The sequence below is a fragment of the Rhizobium sp. NZLR1 genome (genome assembly GCF_017357385.1).
Lineage (GTDB): Bacteria > Pseudomonadota > Alphaproteobacteria > Rhizobiales > Rhizobiaceae > Rhizobium.
The window spans coordinates 1,354,776-1,370,387 of sequence record NZ_CP071632.1 but is presented as its reverse complement, the minus strand read 5'-3'; the positions used below and the strand labels follow the sequence as shown (position 1 = coordinate 1,370,387).

At 63.1% G+C, this 15,612-nt stretch carries 14 protein-coding genes; 5 read left to right on the top strand and 9 right to left on the bottom strand.

Annotated elements, in window-relative coordinates:
- Positions 1–19 precede the first annotated feature (19 nt).
- Together J3O30_RS06865 and J3O30_RS06860 are read right to left on the bottom strand one after the other, a co-directional pair.
- Positions 20–817, bottom strand: coding sequence for a polysaccharide deacetylase family protein (locus tag J3O30_RS06865; protein WP_207583494.1), 798 nt, complete (start codon positions 815–817; stop codon positions 20–22).
- Positions 818–921: 104 nt separating this feature from the next.
- Positions 922–1,311: a DUF930 domain-containing protein gene (locus tag J3O30_RS06860; protein ID WP_007626817.1), complete on the bottom strand. Its 390-nt coding sequence runs from the start codon at positions 1,309–1,311 to the stop codon at positions 922–924.
- Positions 1,312–1,563: 252 nt separating this feature from the next.
- Between J3O30_RS06860 and J3O30_RS06855 the strand changes: the two genes are divergently transcribed.
- Together J3O30_RS06855 and J3O30_RS06850 are read left to right on the top strand one after the other, a co-directional pair.
- Positions 1,564–3,672 (top strand): S9 family peptidase, encoded by a 2,109-nt coding sequence (locus J3O30_RS06855; RefSeq protein ID WP_207583493.1) that lies wholly within the window; start codon positions 1,564–1,566, stop codon positions 3,670–3,672.
- A gap of 99 nt (positions 3,673–3,771) precedes the next feature.
- On the top strand, positions 3,772–4,290 hold the full coding sequence (locus J3O30_RS06850) for a DUF1697 domain-containing protein (protein WP_207583492.1): 519 nt from the start codon (positions 3,772–3,774) through the stop codon (positions 4,288–4,290).
- A 34-nt stretch (positions 4,291–4,324) separates the two neighbouring features.
- Here J3O30_RS06850 and J3O30_RS06845 read toward each other — a convergent pair whose 3' ends face one another.
- Entirely contained in the window at positions 4,325–5,791 is a 1,467-nt protein-coding gene (locus tag J3O30_RS06845; protein ID WP_207583491.1) for a DHA2 family efflux MFS transporter permease subunit, read from the bottom strand.
- A 259-nt stretch (positions 5,792–6,050) separates the two neighbouring features.
- Between J3O30_RS06845 and J3O30_RS06840 the strand changes: the two genes are divergently transcribed.
- Positions 6,051–7,553 carry a protein adenylyltransferase SelO gene (locus J3O30_RS06840; protein ID WP_207583490.1) on the top strand — a complete coding sequence of 501 codons (1,503 nt, stop codon included), beginning with the start codon at positions 6,051–6,053 and terminating at the stop codon, positions 7,551–7,553.
- Between the two features lie 243 nt (positions 7,554–7,796).
- Positions 7,797–10,136, top strand: a complete 2,340-nt coding sequence (locus J3O30_RS06835) for a glucose/quinate/shikimate family membrane-bound PQQ-dependent dehydrogenase (RefSeq protein WP_207583489.1) — start codon at positions 7,797–7,799, stop codon at positions 10,134–10,136.
- A 79-nt stretch (positions 10,137–10,215) separates the two neighbouring features.
- Here J3O30_RS06835 and bla read toward each other — a convergent pair whose 3' ends face one another.
- From bla to dmeR, 3 genes are all read right to left on the bottom strand, one after another.
- Positions 10,216–11,106 carry a class A beta-lactamase gene (gene bla, locus J3O30_RS06830; RefSeq protein ID WP_207583488.1) on the bottom strand — a complete coding sequence of 297 codons (891 nt, stop codon included), beginning with the start codon at positions 11,104–11,106 and terminating at the stop codon, positions 10,216–10,218.
- Between the two features lie 127 nt (positions 11,107–11,233).
- Positions 11,234–12,214, bottom strand: a complete 981-nt coding sequence (gene dmeF / locus J3O30_RS06825) for a CDF family Co(II)/Ni(II) efflux transporter DmeF (protein ID WP_207583487.1) — start codon at positions 12,212–12,214, stop codon at positions 11,234–11,236.
- A gap of 23 nt (positions 12,215–12,237) precedes the next feature.
- Positions 12,238–12,510: a metal/formaldehyde-sensitive transcriptional repressor gene (dmeR, locus tag J3O30_RS06820; protein ID WP_207583486.1), complete on the bottom strand. Its 273-nt coding sequence runs from the start codon at positions 12,508–12,510 to the stop codon at positions 12,238–12,240.
- Positions 12,511–12,790: 280 nt separating this feature from the next.
- Here dmeR and J3O30_RS06815 point away from each other — a divergent pair, with 280 nt between their 5' ends.
- Positions 12,791–13,285 carry a GNAT family N-acetyltransferase gene (locus tag J3O30_RS06815; protein WP_207583485.1) on the top strand — a complete coding sequence of 165 codons (495 nt, stop codon included), beginning with the start codon at positions 12,791–12,793 and terminating at the stop codon, positions 13,283–13,285.
- Positions 13,286–13,298: 13 nt separating this feature from the next.
- Here J3O30_RS06815 and J3O30_RS06810 read toward each other — a convergent pair whose 3' ends face one another.
- From J3O30_RS06810 to J3O30_RS06800, 3 genes are all read right to left on the bottom strand, one after another.
- Complete coding sequence (locus J3O30_RS06810; RefSeq protein WP_207583484.1) at positions 13,299–14,213, bottom strand: cytochrome c; 915 nt, start codon at positions 14,211–14,213, stop codon at positions 13,299–13,301.
- A 171-nt stretch (positions 14,214–14,384) separates the two neighbouring features.
- Positions 14,385–14,825, bottom strand: coding sequence for a cytochrome c (locus J3O30_RS06805; protein ID WP_207583483.1), 441 nt, complete (start codon positions 14,823–14,825; stop codon positions 14,385–14,387).
- 143 nt (positions 14,826–14,968) lie between these two features.
- Positions 14,969–15,604, bottom strand: coding sequence for a LysE family translocator (locus J3O30_RS06800; protein WP_207583482.1), 636 nt, complete (start codon positions 15,602–15,604; stop codon positions 14,969–14,971).
- Positions 15,605–15,612: the final 8 nt, after the last annotated feature.

Below are 15,612 nucleotides of genomic sequence, written 5' to 3'. Positions count from 1 at the left end.
CACGGCACGCCCTACAAAACTACTCCGTCGTTTTGTCGTCGCCCATATCCTCGACGTCCTCGAGACGGACGAATTGCACGCCCTTGGCTTTCAGGTCGACCAGCGCCTTGGCCACGCCCTCGCCCGCGGCATGGGTTGGCTGGTTGACGTGGGAGATGACGACATCGCCATCCTTGGCCGAGGCGATGCGCTTTTCGGTAATCGCAGCCCCAAGCAGCGAGCCGCCGTCGCCGTTTACCGAATAACCGGCGATGCGATATCCCATGGCGCGGATTTCGCCGATGGCGGAAAGGTCATATTTGGCGGTCGAGCCGCGGAACCAGCGCGGCGCCGGAATCCCGGCCGCGACCATGGCGGCAGCGCCGCCTTCGACCTCCTGCCTTACCGCCTGCGGCGAGCCCGCCGAGGCGATGCCATAGATCAGCGTCGGCGTGTCGACGGCCGGAATATGGTTCTCTCCGTGATTTTCGAGTTCGAAGAGATCGGGGTTCTGCAGGAACACGGCAACCGCGGCAGGGTTATGCTTCAGCCAGCGGGCGGTGACGAAGATCGTCACCGGGATGCGTTCGCGCACCAGCGTCGACAGGATGCGCTCATCTGCCTGCCCCATGCAGGCATCGAAGGTCAGCGCAATGCGGGCATGGCCAGCAAGGTTGGAGCGGGCGATATGCAGATGCGGCTCGACGAGCTTTGCCACCGGCGCTCTCGGGGCCGCGCTCACAGCGGCCGAGGCTGGCAGCGCTGACGGTAGCTCGTCCGCCAGTACGGGAGCGATGGTGGTCAGAAGGAACGCCGAAGCGAGCAGGATGCGGTTCATATCAGAGGCTTCTACAAGTCGGTTTCGACAGATTTTAGCGGATGCTTTTGCATGGCGCCATGTGGCCGGATGTCACCGCTGCCGCCCGAACAAAGCCAAGGGCATCAATCGTAGAGATAATACTTGTCCCACTTCTCGCGCGGCACCTTGTCGCCGATCTGGTAGTCGAGTTCGCGCACGTTGATATGCTGCGGGCCGGTGATGCAATTGTAGGAGAGATGATACCAATCGCCCTTGCTGCGGAAGACCGCGCCCGGGGCCTGCAGCGAATTATCGCCGGGGATCGGGTCCTTGAAGGTATAGGCGATCACCTTGTCGGGCTTGAAGCCGGCGCTTTCCTGGTTGATGCGGCTCATCGCCTCGGTGTCGCAGCTCTGTTCCAGACGGGTCGAGGGATCGAGTTTTTCAAGTTGCTTCTTGATGGCGGGATCGACGGCAAAGGCAGGGGCAGCAAGGCTGACGAGGGATACAAACAGGAGCAGACGTTTCGGCATTGCGGAGAAATCCCTTGCTGTTGTCCATTTTTCACCCTGCCGCAGGCAGCTTGCCGGAGGCTTGGCGCGTGCAATTTTCGCTCTGTGAGAGCGGACATTCTTAAATATTGTGGTGACATCAAGGCAAGGCGGGCGGAGCCGCCTCCTTGCTTGTGGAAGGCCACCCGCACCCTTGGCGCACCTTTGACGCTTGATCCGGGACCAGTGCGCCTCTATCTCTTGCCAACCCGACATTCCCACCGGAGCCATTCCTTGTCCGTTTTCAAAAGCCTGCCGACACCGCCTGCCGCACCGAAAAAGCCCGTTTCCGATACGCGCCACGGCATCACCCGCACGGACGACTATGCCTGGCTGCGCGCCGACAACTGGCAGGCGATGTTCAAGGATCCCTCGATCCTCGATCCCGAGATCCGCCGGCATCTCGAAGCTGAAAACGCCTATATGAATGCGGCGATGGAAGACACCAAGCCGCTGCAGAAGGTGCTGTTTTCCGAAATGCGCGGCCGCATCAAGGAAGACGACAGTTCGGTGCCGATGAAGGACGGCGCCTATGCCTACGGCACGTTTTATGTCACAGGCGGCGAACAGCCGCGCTTTTTCCGCATCGCCCGCGACGGCAACGTCGCCGACGAGACGATCCGCACCGTGCTGCTCGACGGCGACAAGGAGGCATCAGGCAAGGCCTATTTCCGTCTCGGCGGTCTCGACCATTCGAGCGACCATAGCCGCGGCATCTGGGGCTATGACGATAAGGGTTCGGAATTCTTTACGCTGAAGGTGCGCGACCTCGCGACCGGACAAGACCTCGAAGACCGGATCGAGAATACCGGCGGCGGCGGCGTCTGGGCGCCCGACGGCAAGAGCTTCTTCTATTCGGCGCTCGACGAGAACCACCGGCCTTCGAAGGTGTTCCACCATATTGTCGGCCAGCCGCAATCGGCAGACCAGCTGGTCTATGAGGAAGCCGATGCCGGCTTTTTCATGGGCGTCGGCGGCTCGCTGCTCGACGACTTCATCTATATCGATATTCACGACCACGAGACCAGCGAATACCGGCTGCTGTCGACCAAGGATCTCACCGCCGAGCCGAAGCTGGTGGCGGCGCGCGAGGAAGGCATCGAGTATTCGCTGACCGAGGGCGGCGACGTCTTTTACATCCTGACGAATGATGGCGGCGCCAAGGACTTCAAGATCATGCAAGCGCCGGCCGACAATCCGGTCAAGGAAAACTGGCGCGAAGTGGTCGCCCACAAGCCCGGCACGCTGATTATCAGCCACATGGCCTATGCCCGCCATCTTCTGTGGCTGGAGCGCAAGGACGGACTGCCGCAGATCATGATCCGCGACCGCAGGACCGGCGAGGAACATGCGATCGCCTTTGCCGAGGAAGCCTATTCGCTCGGGCTCTCGGGCGCGGCGGAATACGACACGGATGTCGTTCGTTTCTCCTATTCGTCGATGACGACGCCGTCGCAGCTTTATGATTACAACATGGTGACCCGCGAGCGCACGCTCCTGAAGACGCAGGAGGTGCCGTCGGGTCACAATCCCGACGATTACATCACCCGCCGCGTCTTCGCCCCGGCATGGGACGGCGAGACAGTGCCGGTCACCCTGCTCTATCGCAAAGACACCGCGCTCGACGGCAGCGCGCCCTGCCTGCTCTATGGCTACGGCGCCTACGGCATCACCATTCCGGCCGGTTTCAACACCAACTGCCTGTCGCTCGCCGATCGCGGCTTCGTCTATGCCATCGCCCATATCCGCGGCGGCAAGGACAAGGGGTTTTCCTGGTACGAAGACGGCAAGATGGACAAGAAGACGAATACGTTCAAGGACTTCGTCGCTGCCGCCGACTATCTGAATCAACAGAAGTTCACCTCTTACGCGAAGATCATCGCCGAGGGCGGATCGGCCGGCGGCATGCTGATGGGGGCGGTTGCCAACATGGCGCCGGAGAAGTTTGCCGGCATCATCGCCGCCGTTCCCTTCGTCGACGTGCTCAACACGATGCTCGACGATACTTTGCCGCTCACCCCGCCGGAATGGCCGGAATGGGGCAACCCGATCGACAGTCGGGAAGGATACGAGCAGATCGCCTCATACTCGCCCTACGACAATGTCGGCGCCAAAGCCTACCCGCCGATCCTGGCGCTCGGCGGCCTGACCGACCCGCGCGTCACCTATTGGGAACCCGCCAAGTGGGTGGCGAAGCTGCGTGAGGAAACGACCGGCGAGGCGCCGATCCTGCTCAAGACCAACATGGACGCCGGCCACGGCGGCGCGTCGGGGCGGTTTCAGCGGCTGGAAGAGATTGCGTTCGAGTATGCGTTTGCCATCAAGGTGGCGGGGAAGATGTGAAATCTTTAGGGAGCGCCGTGGTCGCCCCCCTCTGCCCTGCCGGGCATCTCCCCCATGGCAGAGGGGGCTGGAACGGCACGACAGTCGAGGGAGAAAGAAATGGCAGTCTACATCGCCCTCCTCCGCGCCGTAAACGTCGGGGGCACCGGGTCGCTCCCGATGGCTGAGCTCAAGGCTATCTGCGAAGGCCTCGGCTTTGCCGACGTGAAAACCTACATCCAAAGCGGCAATGTACTCTTCCGCTCGGACGAATCCGAAACGACCGTAGAGGAAAAGCTCGACGCAGCGCTCGGGCAGAAGATGGGCAAGCGGCCGGGGGTGATGGTGCGAAGCCGCAACGAGCTCGACGCCATTGCCGCCAACGCACCTTTTCCCAAGGCCAAACCGAACTTCCTGCTCGTCTATTTCCTGCCCGAAAAACCGCCTGCCGATGCGCTTGATAAAATGGTGGCGCCTGATGGCGAGGAGGCAAAGCTCGCGGCCCGCGAAATCTATGTGCATTACCCCAATGGGTCCGGCCGCTCGAAGCTGAAGCTGCCGGCGCTGAAGCCAGGAACGTCGCGCAACCTCAACACCGTGCGCAAGCTCGCGGACATGGCGGCAGCGATGGAGGGCTGAAGTCCGGCGCAGAATTTGATTCAAGCGAGGGGCTTCAAGCCTTTGTTTTTATGCATGTCGCATCAGTCTTCGTCCGTTTCACCTTGTAGCCGCTGATCTCCTCGCCGGCGGTCGGCGAGAAGCGCAGGTTCCAGAAGGTGGCGGTGATCGAGATGATCGTGACGACGATAAAGGCGGCCGAGAAATCACCAAGCGCAGGCGTTTCAGCCCCGCTAAAGGCCATGGAACCGTGCAGCGCTAAGGCCCCGATGCAGATGCCGAGCGACAGCATGAGCTGCTGGAAGGTGGTGTAGAAACTCGTGGCCGAGCTCATCCGCTCCTTGTCGATCTCGTCATAGGCAATGGTGTTGTAGGCGGTGAACTGGAACGACAGGAAGAAGGCGCTGAGGATCAGGACGAGGAAGATCAGCGGCATTGGCCAATCCGGCCGGAAGGCGGCGCAGAGGCCATAGCCGACCGTGCCGAAGATGCCGTTGAGGACCAGGCTTCGGCGGAACCCCAGCCGGCGGAAGACGAACTTCGCCATCGGTTTCATGGCGAGAGCGCCAAGTGCTGTGGCGATGACGATCTGGCCGGCCGCAGCGGCGGACAGGCCGAAGCCGATCTGGAAGAGCAGCGGCAGCAGGAAGGGCTGGGCGCCCTGGGTGATGCGCGTCAGCGACCCGGCGATCACCGACGTGCCGAAGCTCGCTACCTTCATCAGCGAGAAATCCATGATCGGCGACGGATGCTTGCGGGCGTGCCGGAGATAGGCGATGCCGAAGAGCAGGCCGATAGCGATCAGGAAGATCGAGAAGGCGCCCTCGCCTTCGTGGCTCGACATTTCGAAGCCGAAGAGCAACGAACCGAGCGAGATGCCGGAAAGGACGAAGCCGAGCGTATCGAACGGGCCGCTCGCCTTGCCCTTCACCTCGTCGATGTAGATCGACACGAAGATCATGCCGATGATGCCGATCGGCACGTTGATGTAGAAGATCCAGCGCCAGTCGAGATAGGTGACGAAGAAGCCGCCGAGCGGCGGGCCGACGATCGGCCCGATCAACGCCGGCACCAGCAGCCAGGACATGGCGCTGACCATATCCTTGCGGTCGACGCTGCGCATCAGCACGAGGCGGCCGACCGGCATCATCATCGCACCGCCTATGCCCTGAAGCAGCCGCGCCAGCACCAGGAACGACAGCGTCGGCGCCAGCGCACAAAAGATCGAGCCGATCACGAAGACGGATATGGCCGCGCGGAAGACGGTGCGAGAGCCAAAACGGTCGGCCATCCGGCCGCTCGCGGGAATGAAGATCGCCAGGCTGAGGAGATAGGAGGTCAGGGCGATCGACATGGCCGGCGCGCTGACGCTGAAATCGCGCGCCATGGTGGGCAGCGCGGTCGCAAGCACAGTCGCGTCGATATTTTCCATCAGCATCGCACTCGCGACAATCATCGCGATCACCCGGAAATTGGGCGCGGCGCGCCGAACCATCGGCGCCTGGTAAATCTGATCCGACATCGTCCGGAATCACTCGCGGTGGCGCGGCGGAGCACAGCAGGCAGCAGGGCCGCGGGGATGACATGGCGCAAAGCCAAGGGGAGACGATTTGCTATACGCTCGCGATCATGGCGGCGCTATGTCGTTTATGGCAAACCAGCTTTGACGAGAGGTAAAGGCAGATCACGATTCCTTGCATCGGCCTGTTCTTCGTGAAGGGCTTTGGGGTCTTCAACCAAACCGGCTTGCGCCAAGCGCACCCCGGCCCTACCTATGAAGCATGACCTCCACCCTGCAGAAAAACCGGGCCGCCGCGGCCTTTCCGTTCGACAACAGCTATGCCGGCTTGCCCGAGCGCTTCTTTGCGGCGCAGACGCCGACTTCGGTGGCGGAGCCCTCGCTGATCAAGCTCAACGAGCCGCTGGCTGCCGAGCTCGGGCTCGACGTCGAGGCGTTGCGGCGCGACGGCGCGGCGATCTTTTCCGGAAATCTGGTTCCCGAAGGTGCCGAACCGCTGGCGATGGCCTATGCGGGCCATCAGTTCGGCGGCTTCTCGCCGCAGCTCGGCGACGGGCGGGCGATCCTGCTCGGCGAGGTGATCGACCGCAGCGGCAGGCGCTTCGATATCCAGCTGAAGGGCGCCGGACCCACGCCTTTTTCGCGCCGCGGCGATGGGCGGGCGGCAATCGGGCCGGTGCTGCGCGAATATATCATCAGCGAAGCGATGTTTGCGCTCGGCATTCCGGCCACGCGGGCGTTGGCGGCGGTGACCACAGGCGAGCCGGTCTACCGGGAAGAGGTGCTGGCGGGCGCGGTCTTCACCCGGGTCGCGGCAAGCCATATCCGCGTCGGCACCTTCCAGTACTTCGCGGCCAGGGGCGATGCCGACGGCGTGCGAGCGCTGGCCGACTATGTGATCGACCGGCATTACCCCACCCTGAAAACGGCTGACAATCCATATCTTTCACTGTTTTCGGCGGTCTCGGAGCGGCAGGCGGCGCTGATTGCCCGTTGGCTGCATGTCGGTTTCATCCATGGGGTGATGAACACCGACAATATGACCGTTTCCGGCGAGACGATCGATTTCGGCCCCTGCGCCTTTATGGATACCTATGATCCGGCCACCGTCTTCTCATCGATCGACCAGCATGGCCGCTATGCCTATGCCAACCAGCCCGGCATCGGCCAATGGAACCTCGCAAGGCTCGGCGAAACGCTGCTGCCGCTGATCGACGAAGAGCCCGACGGCGCGGTCGACAAAGCGAATGCGGTGATCCGAGCCTATGGCGAACGGTTCCAGGCTGCGTGGCTGGCCGGCATGCGAGAGAAAATCGGTCTTGCCGGCGAAGAGGACGGAGATCTCGACCTGGTGCAGGCGCTGCTGTCATTGATGCAGGCGCAGGGCGCCGATTTCACCCTGGCTTTCCGGCGGCTGTCGGATCTTGCCGGCGACGGCGCTGTGGAACCTGCCTTTGCCGCGAGTTTTCGCGAACCGGAGGCCTGCGGCACCTGGCTCACGCAGTGGCGCGAGAGACTGTCGCGCGATCCGCAGACGGCGCCTCAGCGCACTCTGGCCATGCGCAGCGTCAATCCGGTCTTCATTCCGCGCAATCACCGGGTCGAACAGGCGATCGAGGCCGCGGTCGAGAACGGCGATTTCTCGCTGTTCGAGGCGCTGCTGACCGTGCTTTCGAAACCCTATGAAGACCAGCCGGGCTTTGCCGCTTATATGGAACCGCCGAAGCCGGACGAACGGGTGCTCGCGACCTTCTGCGGGACGTAACTGCGGTTTTGCCTTCCAGTGGCCGCCTCACAGCGATCGGCTTCATCCGGCTGGCACAACGGTTGCTGAGCCTAAAAGCGCTATGCCAGGCTGTATCGAGCCTGGTCCGTGCATGTCCAATGGCCGCCGCAGCCTGCGGCAAATATGGCCGTTGAAAGGCATTTCCTTCGCGCTATCTGCCTGATCGGCGGGACTTTTCCGCCGATCCTTCACCCCGGCTAACCTCAGCGGGAGACAGCCCTTATGGCGATCGTCATCACCTCCGTGTTCTTCATCATCATCGGGCTTACGCTTAGCGGCGGCGGGCTCTGGCTCGTCACGCTCGGCGGCAGCATATTTTATCTGTTCGCCGGGTTGATGTTCCTCATCACCGCCGGGCTGCTGTTGATGCGCAAGGCGGTGGCGCTCTGGGTCTATGCGGTGCTCGTCGTCGCAGCACTCGCCTGGGCGATCTGGGAGGTCGGCTTCGACTGGTGGCAGCTCGGCCCGCGCGGCGGCATGATCATCCTGCTCGGGCTCTGGCTGCTGACGCCGTGGATCCGCCGGCCGCTCGGCTTTCGCAGCCCGACGGGCATCACCTACGGCGCCAATCCCTGGCCGCTCGCCGTGCCTGTCATTCTCGCCATCCTCGTCGCGCTCTATTCGATGACGACAGACCCGCACGATCTTGCCGGCGAACTGCCGAAGGATCAGGTCGCCGCCAACCCCGCCTTCGGCGGCAGCGTCCCCGACGGCGAATGGCATCAATATGGGCGCACGCCCTTCGGCCAGCGTTATTCGCCGCTCGACCAGATCACCGCCGAGAACGTCTCCACCCTCAAGGAGACGTGGCGATACCAGACCGGCGACGTCAAACGCCCGGACGATGTCGGCGAGACGACCTATCAGGTGACCCCGCTCAAGGTGAAGGACACGCTCTATCTCTGCACGCCGCACAACTGGGCGATCGCGCTCGACGCCAAAACCGGCAAGGAGAAATGGAAATACGACGCCAATTCCGGGATGAACCCCAACCGGCAGCATCAGACCTGCCGCGGTGTCACCTATTATGCCGATCCCAATGTGGCCGCCGGCCAGCCCTGCGCCGAGCGCGTCTACCTGCCGACCTCCGATGCCCGGCTGATCGCGCTCGACGCGGCGGACGGCAAGGTGTGCACCAGCTTTGCGGATCAGGGCGTGCTGCATCTGGAAACCGGCATGCGCTACAACCCGGCCGGCTATTATTATTCCACCTCGCCGCCGGTAGCCGTGGCAGGCAAGATCATCGTCGGCGGCGCGGTGAACGACAACTATTCGACTGAGGAACAATCCGGCGTCATCCGCGCCTTCGACATCAATACCGGCGCGCTGCTCTGGAACTGGGATTCCGGCAATCCCGACGTGACGATGCCGATCACCGATAGCCAGACCTATACGACCAATTCGCCGAACAGCTGGTCGGTCTTCAGCGTCGACGAGGGCCTCGGCTTGGTCTACATCCCGCTCGGCAACCAGGTGCCCGACCAGATCGGCATCAACCGCAGCGACAATGTCGAGAAATTCTCCTCCTCGATCGTCGCCCTCGACATCGCCACCGGCCAATTGCGCTGGGTGCGCCAGACAGTGCATCACGATCTCTGGGACATGGACGTGCCGGCCCAGCCGGCGCTGATCGACCTGACGAAACCGGACGGCACCGTGGTTCCGGCCCTGGTCGGCCCGACCAAGCAGGGCGATCTCTATGTGCTCGACCGGCGCAGCGGCGAGCCGATCATCCCGGTCAAGGAGATTCCAGCGCCTGATGGTGCGGTCTCCGACGACCACACCTCGCCGACGCAGCCGATCTCCGATCTCACCTTCTCGCCCGACCCGCTCAAGGAGAAGGATATGTGGGGCGTGTCGCTGTTCGACCAGCTCGCCTGCCGCATCGACTTCCATCGTTACCGCTACGAGGGCCGCTATACTCCGCCGTCGCTGAAGGGCACGATCGTCTATCCCGGCAATTTCGGCACCTTCAACTGGGGCTCGGTCGCGGTCGATCCGGAGCGGCAGATCATGTTCGGCATGCCGACCTATCTCGCCTTCACCTCGCGCCTGGTGCCGGCCGCCGACATTCCGCCGCGCGGCCAGGACGAGAAGGGCAGCGAACAGGGGCTCAACCGCAATGACGGCGCGCCCTACGGCGTCTTCATGGGTCCGTTCCTCGGGCTGCTCAAAATCCCCTGCCAGGCGCCGCCATGGGGCTATGTCGCCGGCGTCGATCTGCGCACCGGCAAGATCGCCTACATGCACAAGAATGGCACGGTACATGACATGACGCCGTTGCCCCTGCCCTTCAAGGTGGGCGTGCCGGGCATCGGCGGGCCGATGCTGACCAAGGGCGGCGTCGCCTTCCTCGGGGCTGCGGTCGACAATTACCTGCGCGCCTACGACGTGACCAACGGCCGGGAGCTGTGGCAGGCCCGGCTTCCCGCCGGCGGCCAGGCGACGCCGATGACCTATACGGCCGATGACAACAAACAATATGTCGTCATGGTCGCCGGCGGTCACGGGTCGGTCGGCACCAAGCCCGGCGACTATGTGATCGCCTATACGCTGCCGTGATGGAGAGGGTGCCCTCTCCTTGCAGAAGAAAGACCCGCGAACCAGACAGCTGCCGATTATGCCCTTCGCATTTTCCCGCTCAAACCATCTCGGCGATCATCCGGCCAACCTCGGAAAAGACCGGGTTGAGATCCTTCACCGGCGCGGTCGCCTCGGCGATATAAACGGCCGCGACGATCGGGCCACGGTCGGGCGGCCAGATGACGGCGATATCGCCGAGGGAGCCGTTCGGGCCGGTACCGGTCTTGTCGCCGACTTTCCACTCCTTAGGCAAGCCAGCCCTGAGCCGCTCGCCGCCGGTGGTGCTGGCCACCAGCCAGGCGATCAACCTGTCTGAGGAGGCTTCGGTGAGGATCGAGCCGAGCGTCAGGTTGCCGAGCGTGTCGAGCATCGCATCCGGTGTCGTCGTGTCGCGCGGATCGTCCTTCCGGCCCTCGTTCAGTGTCGGTTCGGTGCGGTCGAGACGCGTCGTGCCGTCGCCGATCGAGCGCAGCCAGTCGGTCAAACCCGCCGGACCGCCAAAACTTTCGAGCAGCAGGTTGCCGGCCGTGTTGTCGCTGACGGTCACCGCCGCCTCGCAGAGTTCGGCGACCGTCATGCCATCGGTGCCGGCGTGTTTTTCGCTGAGCGGCGAATAGTCGACCAGCTTGTCCTTTCCATAGGTCACCCGGCGGTCGAGGCTTTCCTCGCCCTTGTCGGCACGGGCGAGCACGAAGCCGGCTGCCAGCGCCTTGAAGGTGCTGCACATCGGAAAGGCTTCGCTGCCGCGATAGTTGAAGGAAATGCTCGTCTCAGTGTCGAGCACCGAGACGCCGAGACGGCCGCCGGTGCGTTTTTCCAACGCGGCAAGGCGCCACTCGATGTTGTCGTTGTCTTCCTCGCTCTTCTCTTGGGCTCTGACGGGAAGCGTTAGTGCAGGCAGGCACAATGCCGAGCCTATCAGCATACGGCGGGTAAGACTGAGATCCATGATTCCTCCGGCGGTGAGGAACACAAAGCTAAGGGGCGATTGCGGCGGCATCTCGTCCCCGCGGCGACAATGTCGTCCGCCGAGCAACCTTGTTGTTCGCCGAGCGACTTTGTCGGCCGCACGCCGATCACGCGGCGCGGGTGACCTCGACCGTCACATGCGACAATTCCGTCAGCGCCGAAAGCCTGCCCTTGTAAAAGGCCGGCTCGCGCGGCTCAGAGGTGACGACCGCGACGATCGCCGCATGGTGGCCGGGGCCGACCTGCCAGACATGCAGATCGGTGATCCGGTCTTCCTCCGTCTCGATCGCCTCGCGAATCTCCGCCGGCAAAGTCTCGCCGTGCGGGACGACGTCGAGAAGGACGCCGCCCGAGGATTTCATCAGGCTCCAGGACCAATTGGCGATGACCAGGCCGCCGACGATGCCCATGATGGGATCGAGCCAGAGCCAGCCGTAGAGGCTGCCGAGCGTCAGCGCCGCGATGGCGAGCACGGAGGTTAGGGCATCGGCGATGACATGCAGATAGGCGGCGCGGATATTGTTGTCGCCCGGCTTTGCGTAGTAGTGGCCGTGGCCGTGATCACCATGACTGTGATGGGCATGGTCGCCGTGATGGTGATGGCCATGCGCGGGATGGCCGCCGCCGGAAAGCAGCCAGGCGCTGACGAGATTGACGGCAAGGCCGATCACCGCGACGGCGATCGCCTGGGCAAAGCCGATCGGCACCGGATTTGAAAGGCGCAGCAGGCTTTCCCAGGCCATCAGCAGGGCGATCAAGGCCAGGACGATCGCGCTGGCGAAGCCGGCGAGGTCGCCGAGCTTGCCGGTACCGAAGGTGAAACGCGGATTGCGCGCCTGCCGGCGGGCGAAGAGATAGGCGAGCGCCGAAATCAGCAGAGCGCTGGCATGGGTCGACATGTGCCAGCCATCGGCGACCAGGGCCATGGAGCCGTAGACGGTGCCGGCGGCGATTTCCGCCACCATCATCACCGCCGTCAGCGCGATCACCAGCCAGATGCGCCGCTCGTTGCGCTGATGATCCGCGCCGAGGAAGACATGGTCGTGTTCAAAGGTATTCATTGCAGCTTTCCCGATTCCGGCACTCATTACAGGCTCCTTCGTCTCGGCAATCAGCGGATATAGGTTCGCAAGACTTCCGATATTTCCTCGACCGCCTCCGCCCTTGCAGCGTCGTCGGCAGCATTCAGCACATGTTCGCGCAGGTGATCGTCCAAAACCTCGCCGGTCAGCCCGGTCAGAGCGCCGCGGACGGAGGCAAGCAGCTGCAGGATCTCGCCGCAGGGGCGCTCGGCCTCGAGCGCCCGCTCGACCGCCTCCATCTGCCCCTTCAGGCGGCTGACACGGGCGACGAGCTTCTTTTTCTGCAGAGTGGTGTGGGACACGGTGAGTCCTCATATAGCATAGGGGGGTATACTATCGATGGGCTTGACCGATATCAAGGCCGATGGCGTGTTTCAGCGTCCGGCTCCGACGCCATTGACAAACGCCGCGTTTCCGACGATTGATGACCCATGATCAAAAACGCGCACCAGAGCCGCTCGTATTTTTGGCTGTACCTGTAAAGGGCGGCTGGACAAGATCATATTGTCAACAAGCCGCCGTCAGGCGGCTTTGTTGTATCGGCAGCGTCCTGACGGCAGACTATCAAAGGACGCGAAGACCATGACCGAAATCGAAGACAGCGAAATTTCATTGATGCGCCCATCGGTGGTGACGATCCGCGCCGCCAAGCCGCGCGACCTGCCCGAACTCAACGCGATGATTGCCCTGCTTGCCGCCCATCACGGCGATGCGGCGGGAACGACGCCGGAGCAGTTGGAGCGCGACCTCTTCGGCCCGCTGCCGTGGATCACGGCGCTCGTTGCCGAAACCGACGGAGGGCTGATCGGCTACGCCATTCTGGTGCCGCTCTACAGAGCGCAAGAGGGAAAGCGCGGCATGGACCTGCACCATCTCTTCGTGCGCGACGGCCATCGCGGTCATGGCACCGGCCAGCTGCTCGTCGACCGGGCCCGCGAGACCGCGCGCAATGCCGGCTGCGGCTACCTCTCCGTCAGCGCCGCGACCGGAAACGTGCTGGCGCACCGCTTCTACGAACAGATGGATTTCACCCCGCGTCCGGTGACCGGCATGCGCTATATGCAGTCGATCGCTTAAACAGCGACATGCTCTAACGGCCCGGCACGGCCTTCAGATAGGCGGCGATCGCCTCGCGGTCGGCGGGCGGCAGACGGGCAATGTTCTGCTGCACATCGACCATCGAGCCGCCGGCGGTATCGAAATCGGGCGTGAAGCCGGTTTCAAGGTAGCTGGCGATATCGGCCTCGCTCCAGCCGCCGATGCTCTTGGAGGCCGGGGTGATATCAGGTATGCGGCCCTTGCCTTCCGGATTGGGGGCGCCGGCGAGCCACTGATCTGCCTGGAAGCCGCCGAGCGCATCGCGCGGCGTATGGCATTCGCCGCAATGGCCGGGACCTTCGACGAGATATTGGCCGCGCTTGATCTTGTCGTCGCTCTTTGCCAGGGCGACGCGCTGCTGGTCGTTGAAATAGAGAAATTTCCAGCCGCCGAGCGCCAACCGGATATTGAAGGGGAACGGCAGCTCATGCGGGGCCGCGACGTTTGCGCTCTTCGGCAGGCTTTTCAGGAAGGCGAAGAGATCGTTGACGTCCTTGTCGCTCATGCGGGCATAGGAGCCATAGGGAAAGGAAGGGTAGAGATGCTGACCGCCCGGTCCGACGCCCCGCTTCATCGCATTGCCGAACTCGGCCAGCGTCCAGCCGCCGATGCCGGCCTTTTCATCGGGTGAGATATTCGGCACGTGGAATGTGCCGAACGGGCTCTTCAACGCCAGCCCGCCTGACAGCGTCAGCCTGGCATCGCCTTCGGAACCGGGGGCTGAATGACAGCTGACGCAGCCGCCGGCCCAGAAAACCATCTGGCCGTTGGCCGGATCCGGGGCGCCGAGACCCGCCCAATGGCTTTCCGGCAGAGGATCGGGCGCGGTCACCAGATAGAAGGCGCCACCGCCGAGCACGGCGACGCCGATCAGACAGAGCAGCAACCGGATGAACCTGCGGATCATGCTCCGCCTCCCCTTTTTGTCGAATTTTTCCCGCGCCGAGAATAAGACGACCCGCACTGGCGGCAAAGCCAGCGCGGATCGAGGATCGGGTATCTTCTGCTTACGCAATTCCGGACGCAAAACCGCTGCACACTTTTGCTGGAATTGCTCTTGATCAAAACGACCTATCGCTCACTTCTTGAGGCGATAGGCCTTGTGACAGCCGCCGCAACTGGCGCCGAGCGTGTCGACCGTGGCGCCGACAGCCGCTTCATCGGCCGGAAGCTGGGCGAGCGCGGTTTCGGCATCGGCGGAGAGCTTCGCGGCGCGCGCCTTGAAATCATCCATGTTTTCCCAAATCTTCGGGCTCGCTTCTTCGTCGCCCGTTTCCGTGCCCGGCTTGAACTGATCGGGGAAAACCTTGGCCGTTGCGGCAATCGTCGTCAGCGCCGCCTTCACCGCTTCGGCGTCATAGGGCTTGGTGCCCTTGGCGATAGCTCCCAAGGCGCCTGCCGCCCCGCCGATCTGCTTCATCAGGGCAATGCGCGAATCATGGGTGCCGTCGGCGGCGCTCACCGAACCGAAGGCTATGCCGGCCATCGCCGCGGCGGCAGCTACTGCTTTCCAATTCATATTCCTCTCCATTTCTCTTCTGCATTTTCTGGGGCCAAGGTGGCCATGGCCAATCTGCACCGGGAGGATGACAAAATCCATGCCATTCGGGCAGTCACGTTTTGCCGGATCATCATAAAAACAATGTGATAGGTACAGGTGTCTCAAGCGCTTTTCCACCCCTGCCAGAGGCTGAGCGCGGAGACCGCAACCAGCAGCAGCCCGGCGAAGCGGCCGACGAAGGCCGTGACGTCGGGATTTGCGACAAGCAGGTCGCGGCTGCGGCCGGCCGTCATCGCCAGCGTGCCGTAGATGGCGAACTGGGTGGCGACGGTCATGGCGCCCATGATCAGGCCCTGCATCCAGACCGGGCCGTATTCCGGCTTGAGGAACTGCGGATAGACGGCGAACATGAAAATATAGGCTTTGGGATTGACCAGACAGGTGACGGCCCCCTGGCGGAAGGCGCGCCAGCCGGAGCGTGCCGTCCCCGGCCCGACCGCCTCGACGGTGATCGAACTGCGGATCAAGGAAATGCCGATCCAGATCATATAGGCGACGCCGGCAACAAGCAGCACGTTGAAAAGCTGCGGCAGCATGGTGACGAGCACGCCGACGCCGGCCGCACCATAGGCCGAATGCACGGCGCCGCCGGCCATGATGCCGCCGGTTGCCGCGAGCCCCCGCCTGACGCCGCCGGTCAGCGAATTGGCGAGCACTAAGAGCATGTCCATGCCCGGCACGATGATGATGCCGAAGAGAAGGACGAAGAAAAGCCAGAGGTTTTCGTGGTAGTTCATGTCAGTTA

Coding starts and splice junctions, on each gene's coding strand:
- J3O30_RS06865 (WP_207583494.1), bottom strand. CDS start 817: ATGAACCGCATCCTGCTCGCTTCGGCGTTCCTTCTGACCACCATCGCT.
- J3O30_RS06805 (WP_207583483.1), bottom strand. CDS start 14,825: ATGAATTGGAAAGCAGTAGCTGCCGCCGCGGCGATGGCCGGCATAGCC.
- dmeF (WP_207583487.1), bottom strand. CDS start 12,214: ATGAGTGCCGGAATCGGGAAAGCTGCAATGAATACCTTTGAACACGAC.
- bla (WP_207583488.1), bottom strand. CDS start 11,106: ATGGATCTCAGTCTTACCCGCCGTATGCTGATAGGCTCGGCATTGTGC.
- J3O30_RS06860 (WP_007626817.1), bottom strand. CDS start 1,311: ATGCCGAAACGTCTGCTCCTGTTTGTATCCCTCGTCAGCCTTGCTGCC.
- J3O30_RS06810 (WP_207583484.1), bottom strand. CDS start 14,213: ATGATCCGCAGGTTCATCCGGTTGCTGCTCTGTCTGATCGGCGTCGCC.
- J3O30_RS06815 (WP_207583485.1), top strand. CDS start 12,791: ATGACCGAAATCGAAGACAGCGAAATTTCATTGATGCGCCCATCGGTG.
- J3O30_RS06850 (WP_207583492.1), top strand. CDS start 3,772: ATGGCAGTCTACATCGCCCTCCTCCGCGCCGTAAACGTCGGGGGCACC.
- J3O30_RS06845 (WP_207583491.1), bottom strand. CDS start 5,791: ATGTCGGATCAGATTTACCAGGCGCCGATGGTTCGGCGCGCCGCGCCC.
- J3O30_RS06840 (WP_207583490.1), top strand. CDS start 6,051: ATGACCTCCACCCTGCAGAAAAACCGGGCCGCCGCGGCCTTTCCGTTC.
- J3O30_RS06800 (WP_207583482.1), bottom strand. CDS start 15,604: ATGAACTACCACGAAAACCTCTGGCTTTTCTTCGTCCTTCTCTTCGGC.
- J3O30_RS06835 (WP_207583489.1), top strand. CDS start 7,797: ATGGCGATCGTCATCACCTCCGTGTTCTTCATCATCATCGGGCTTACG.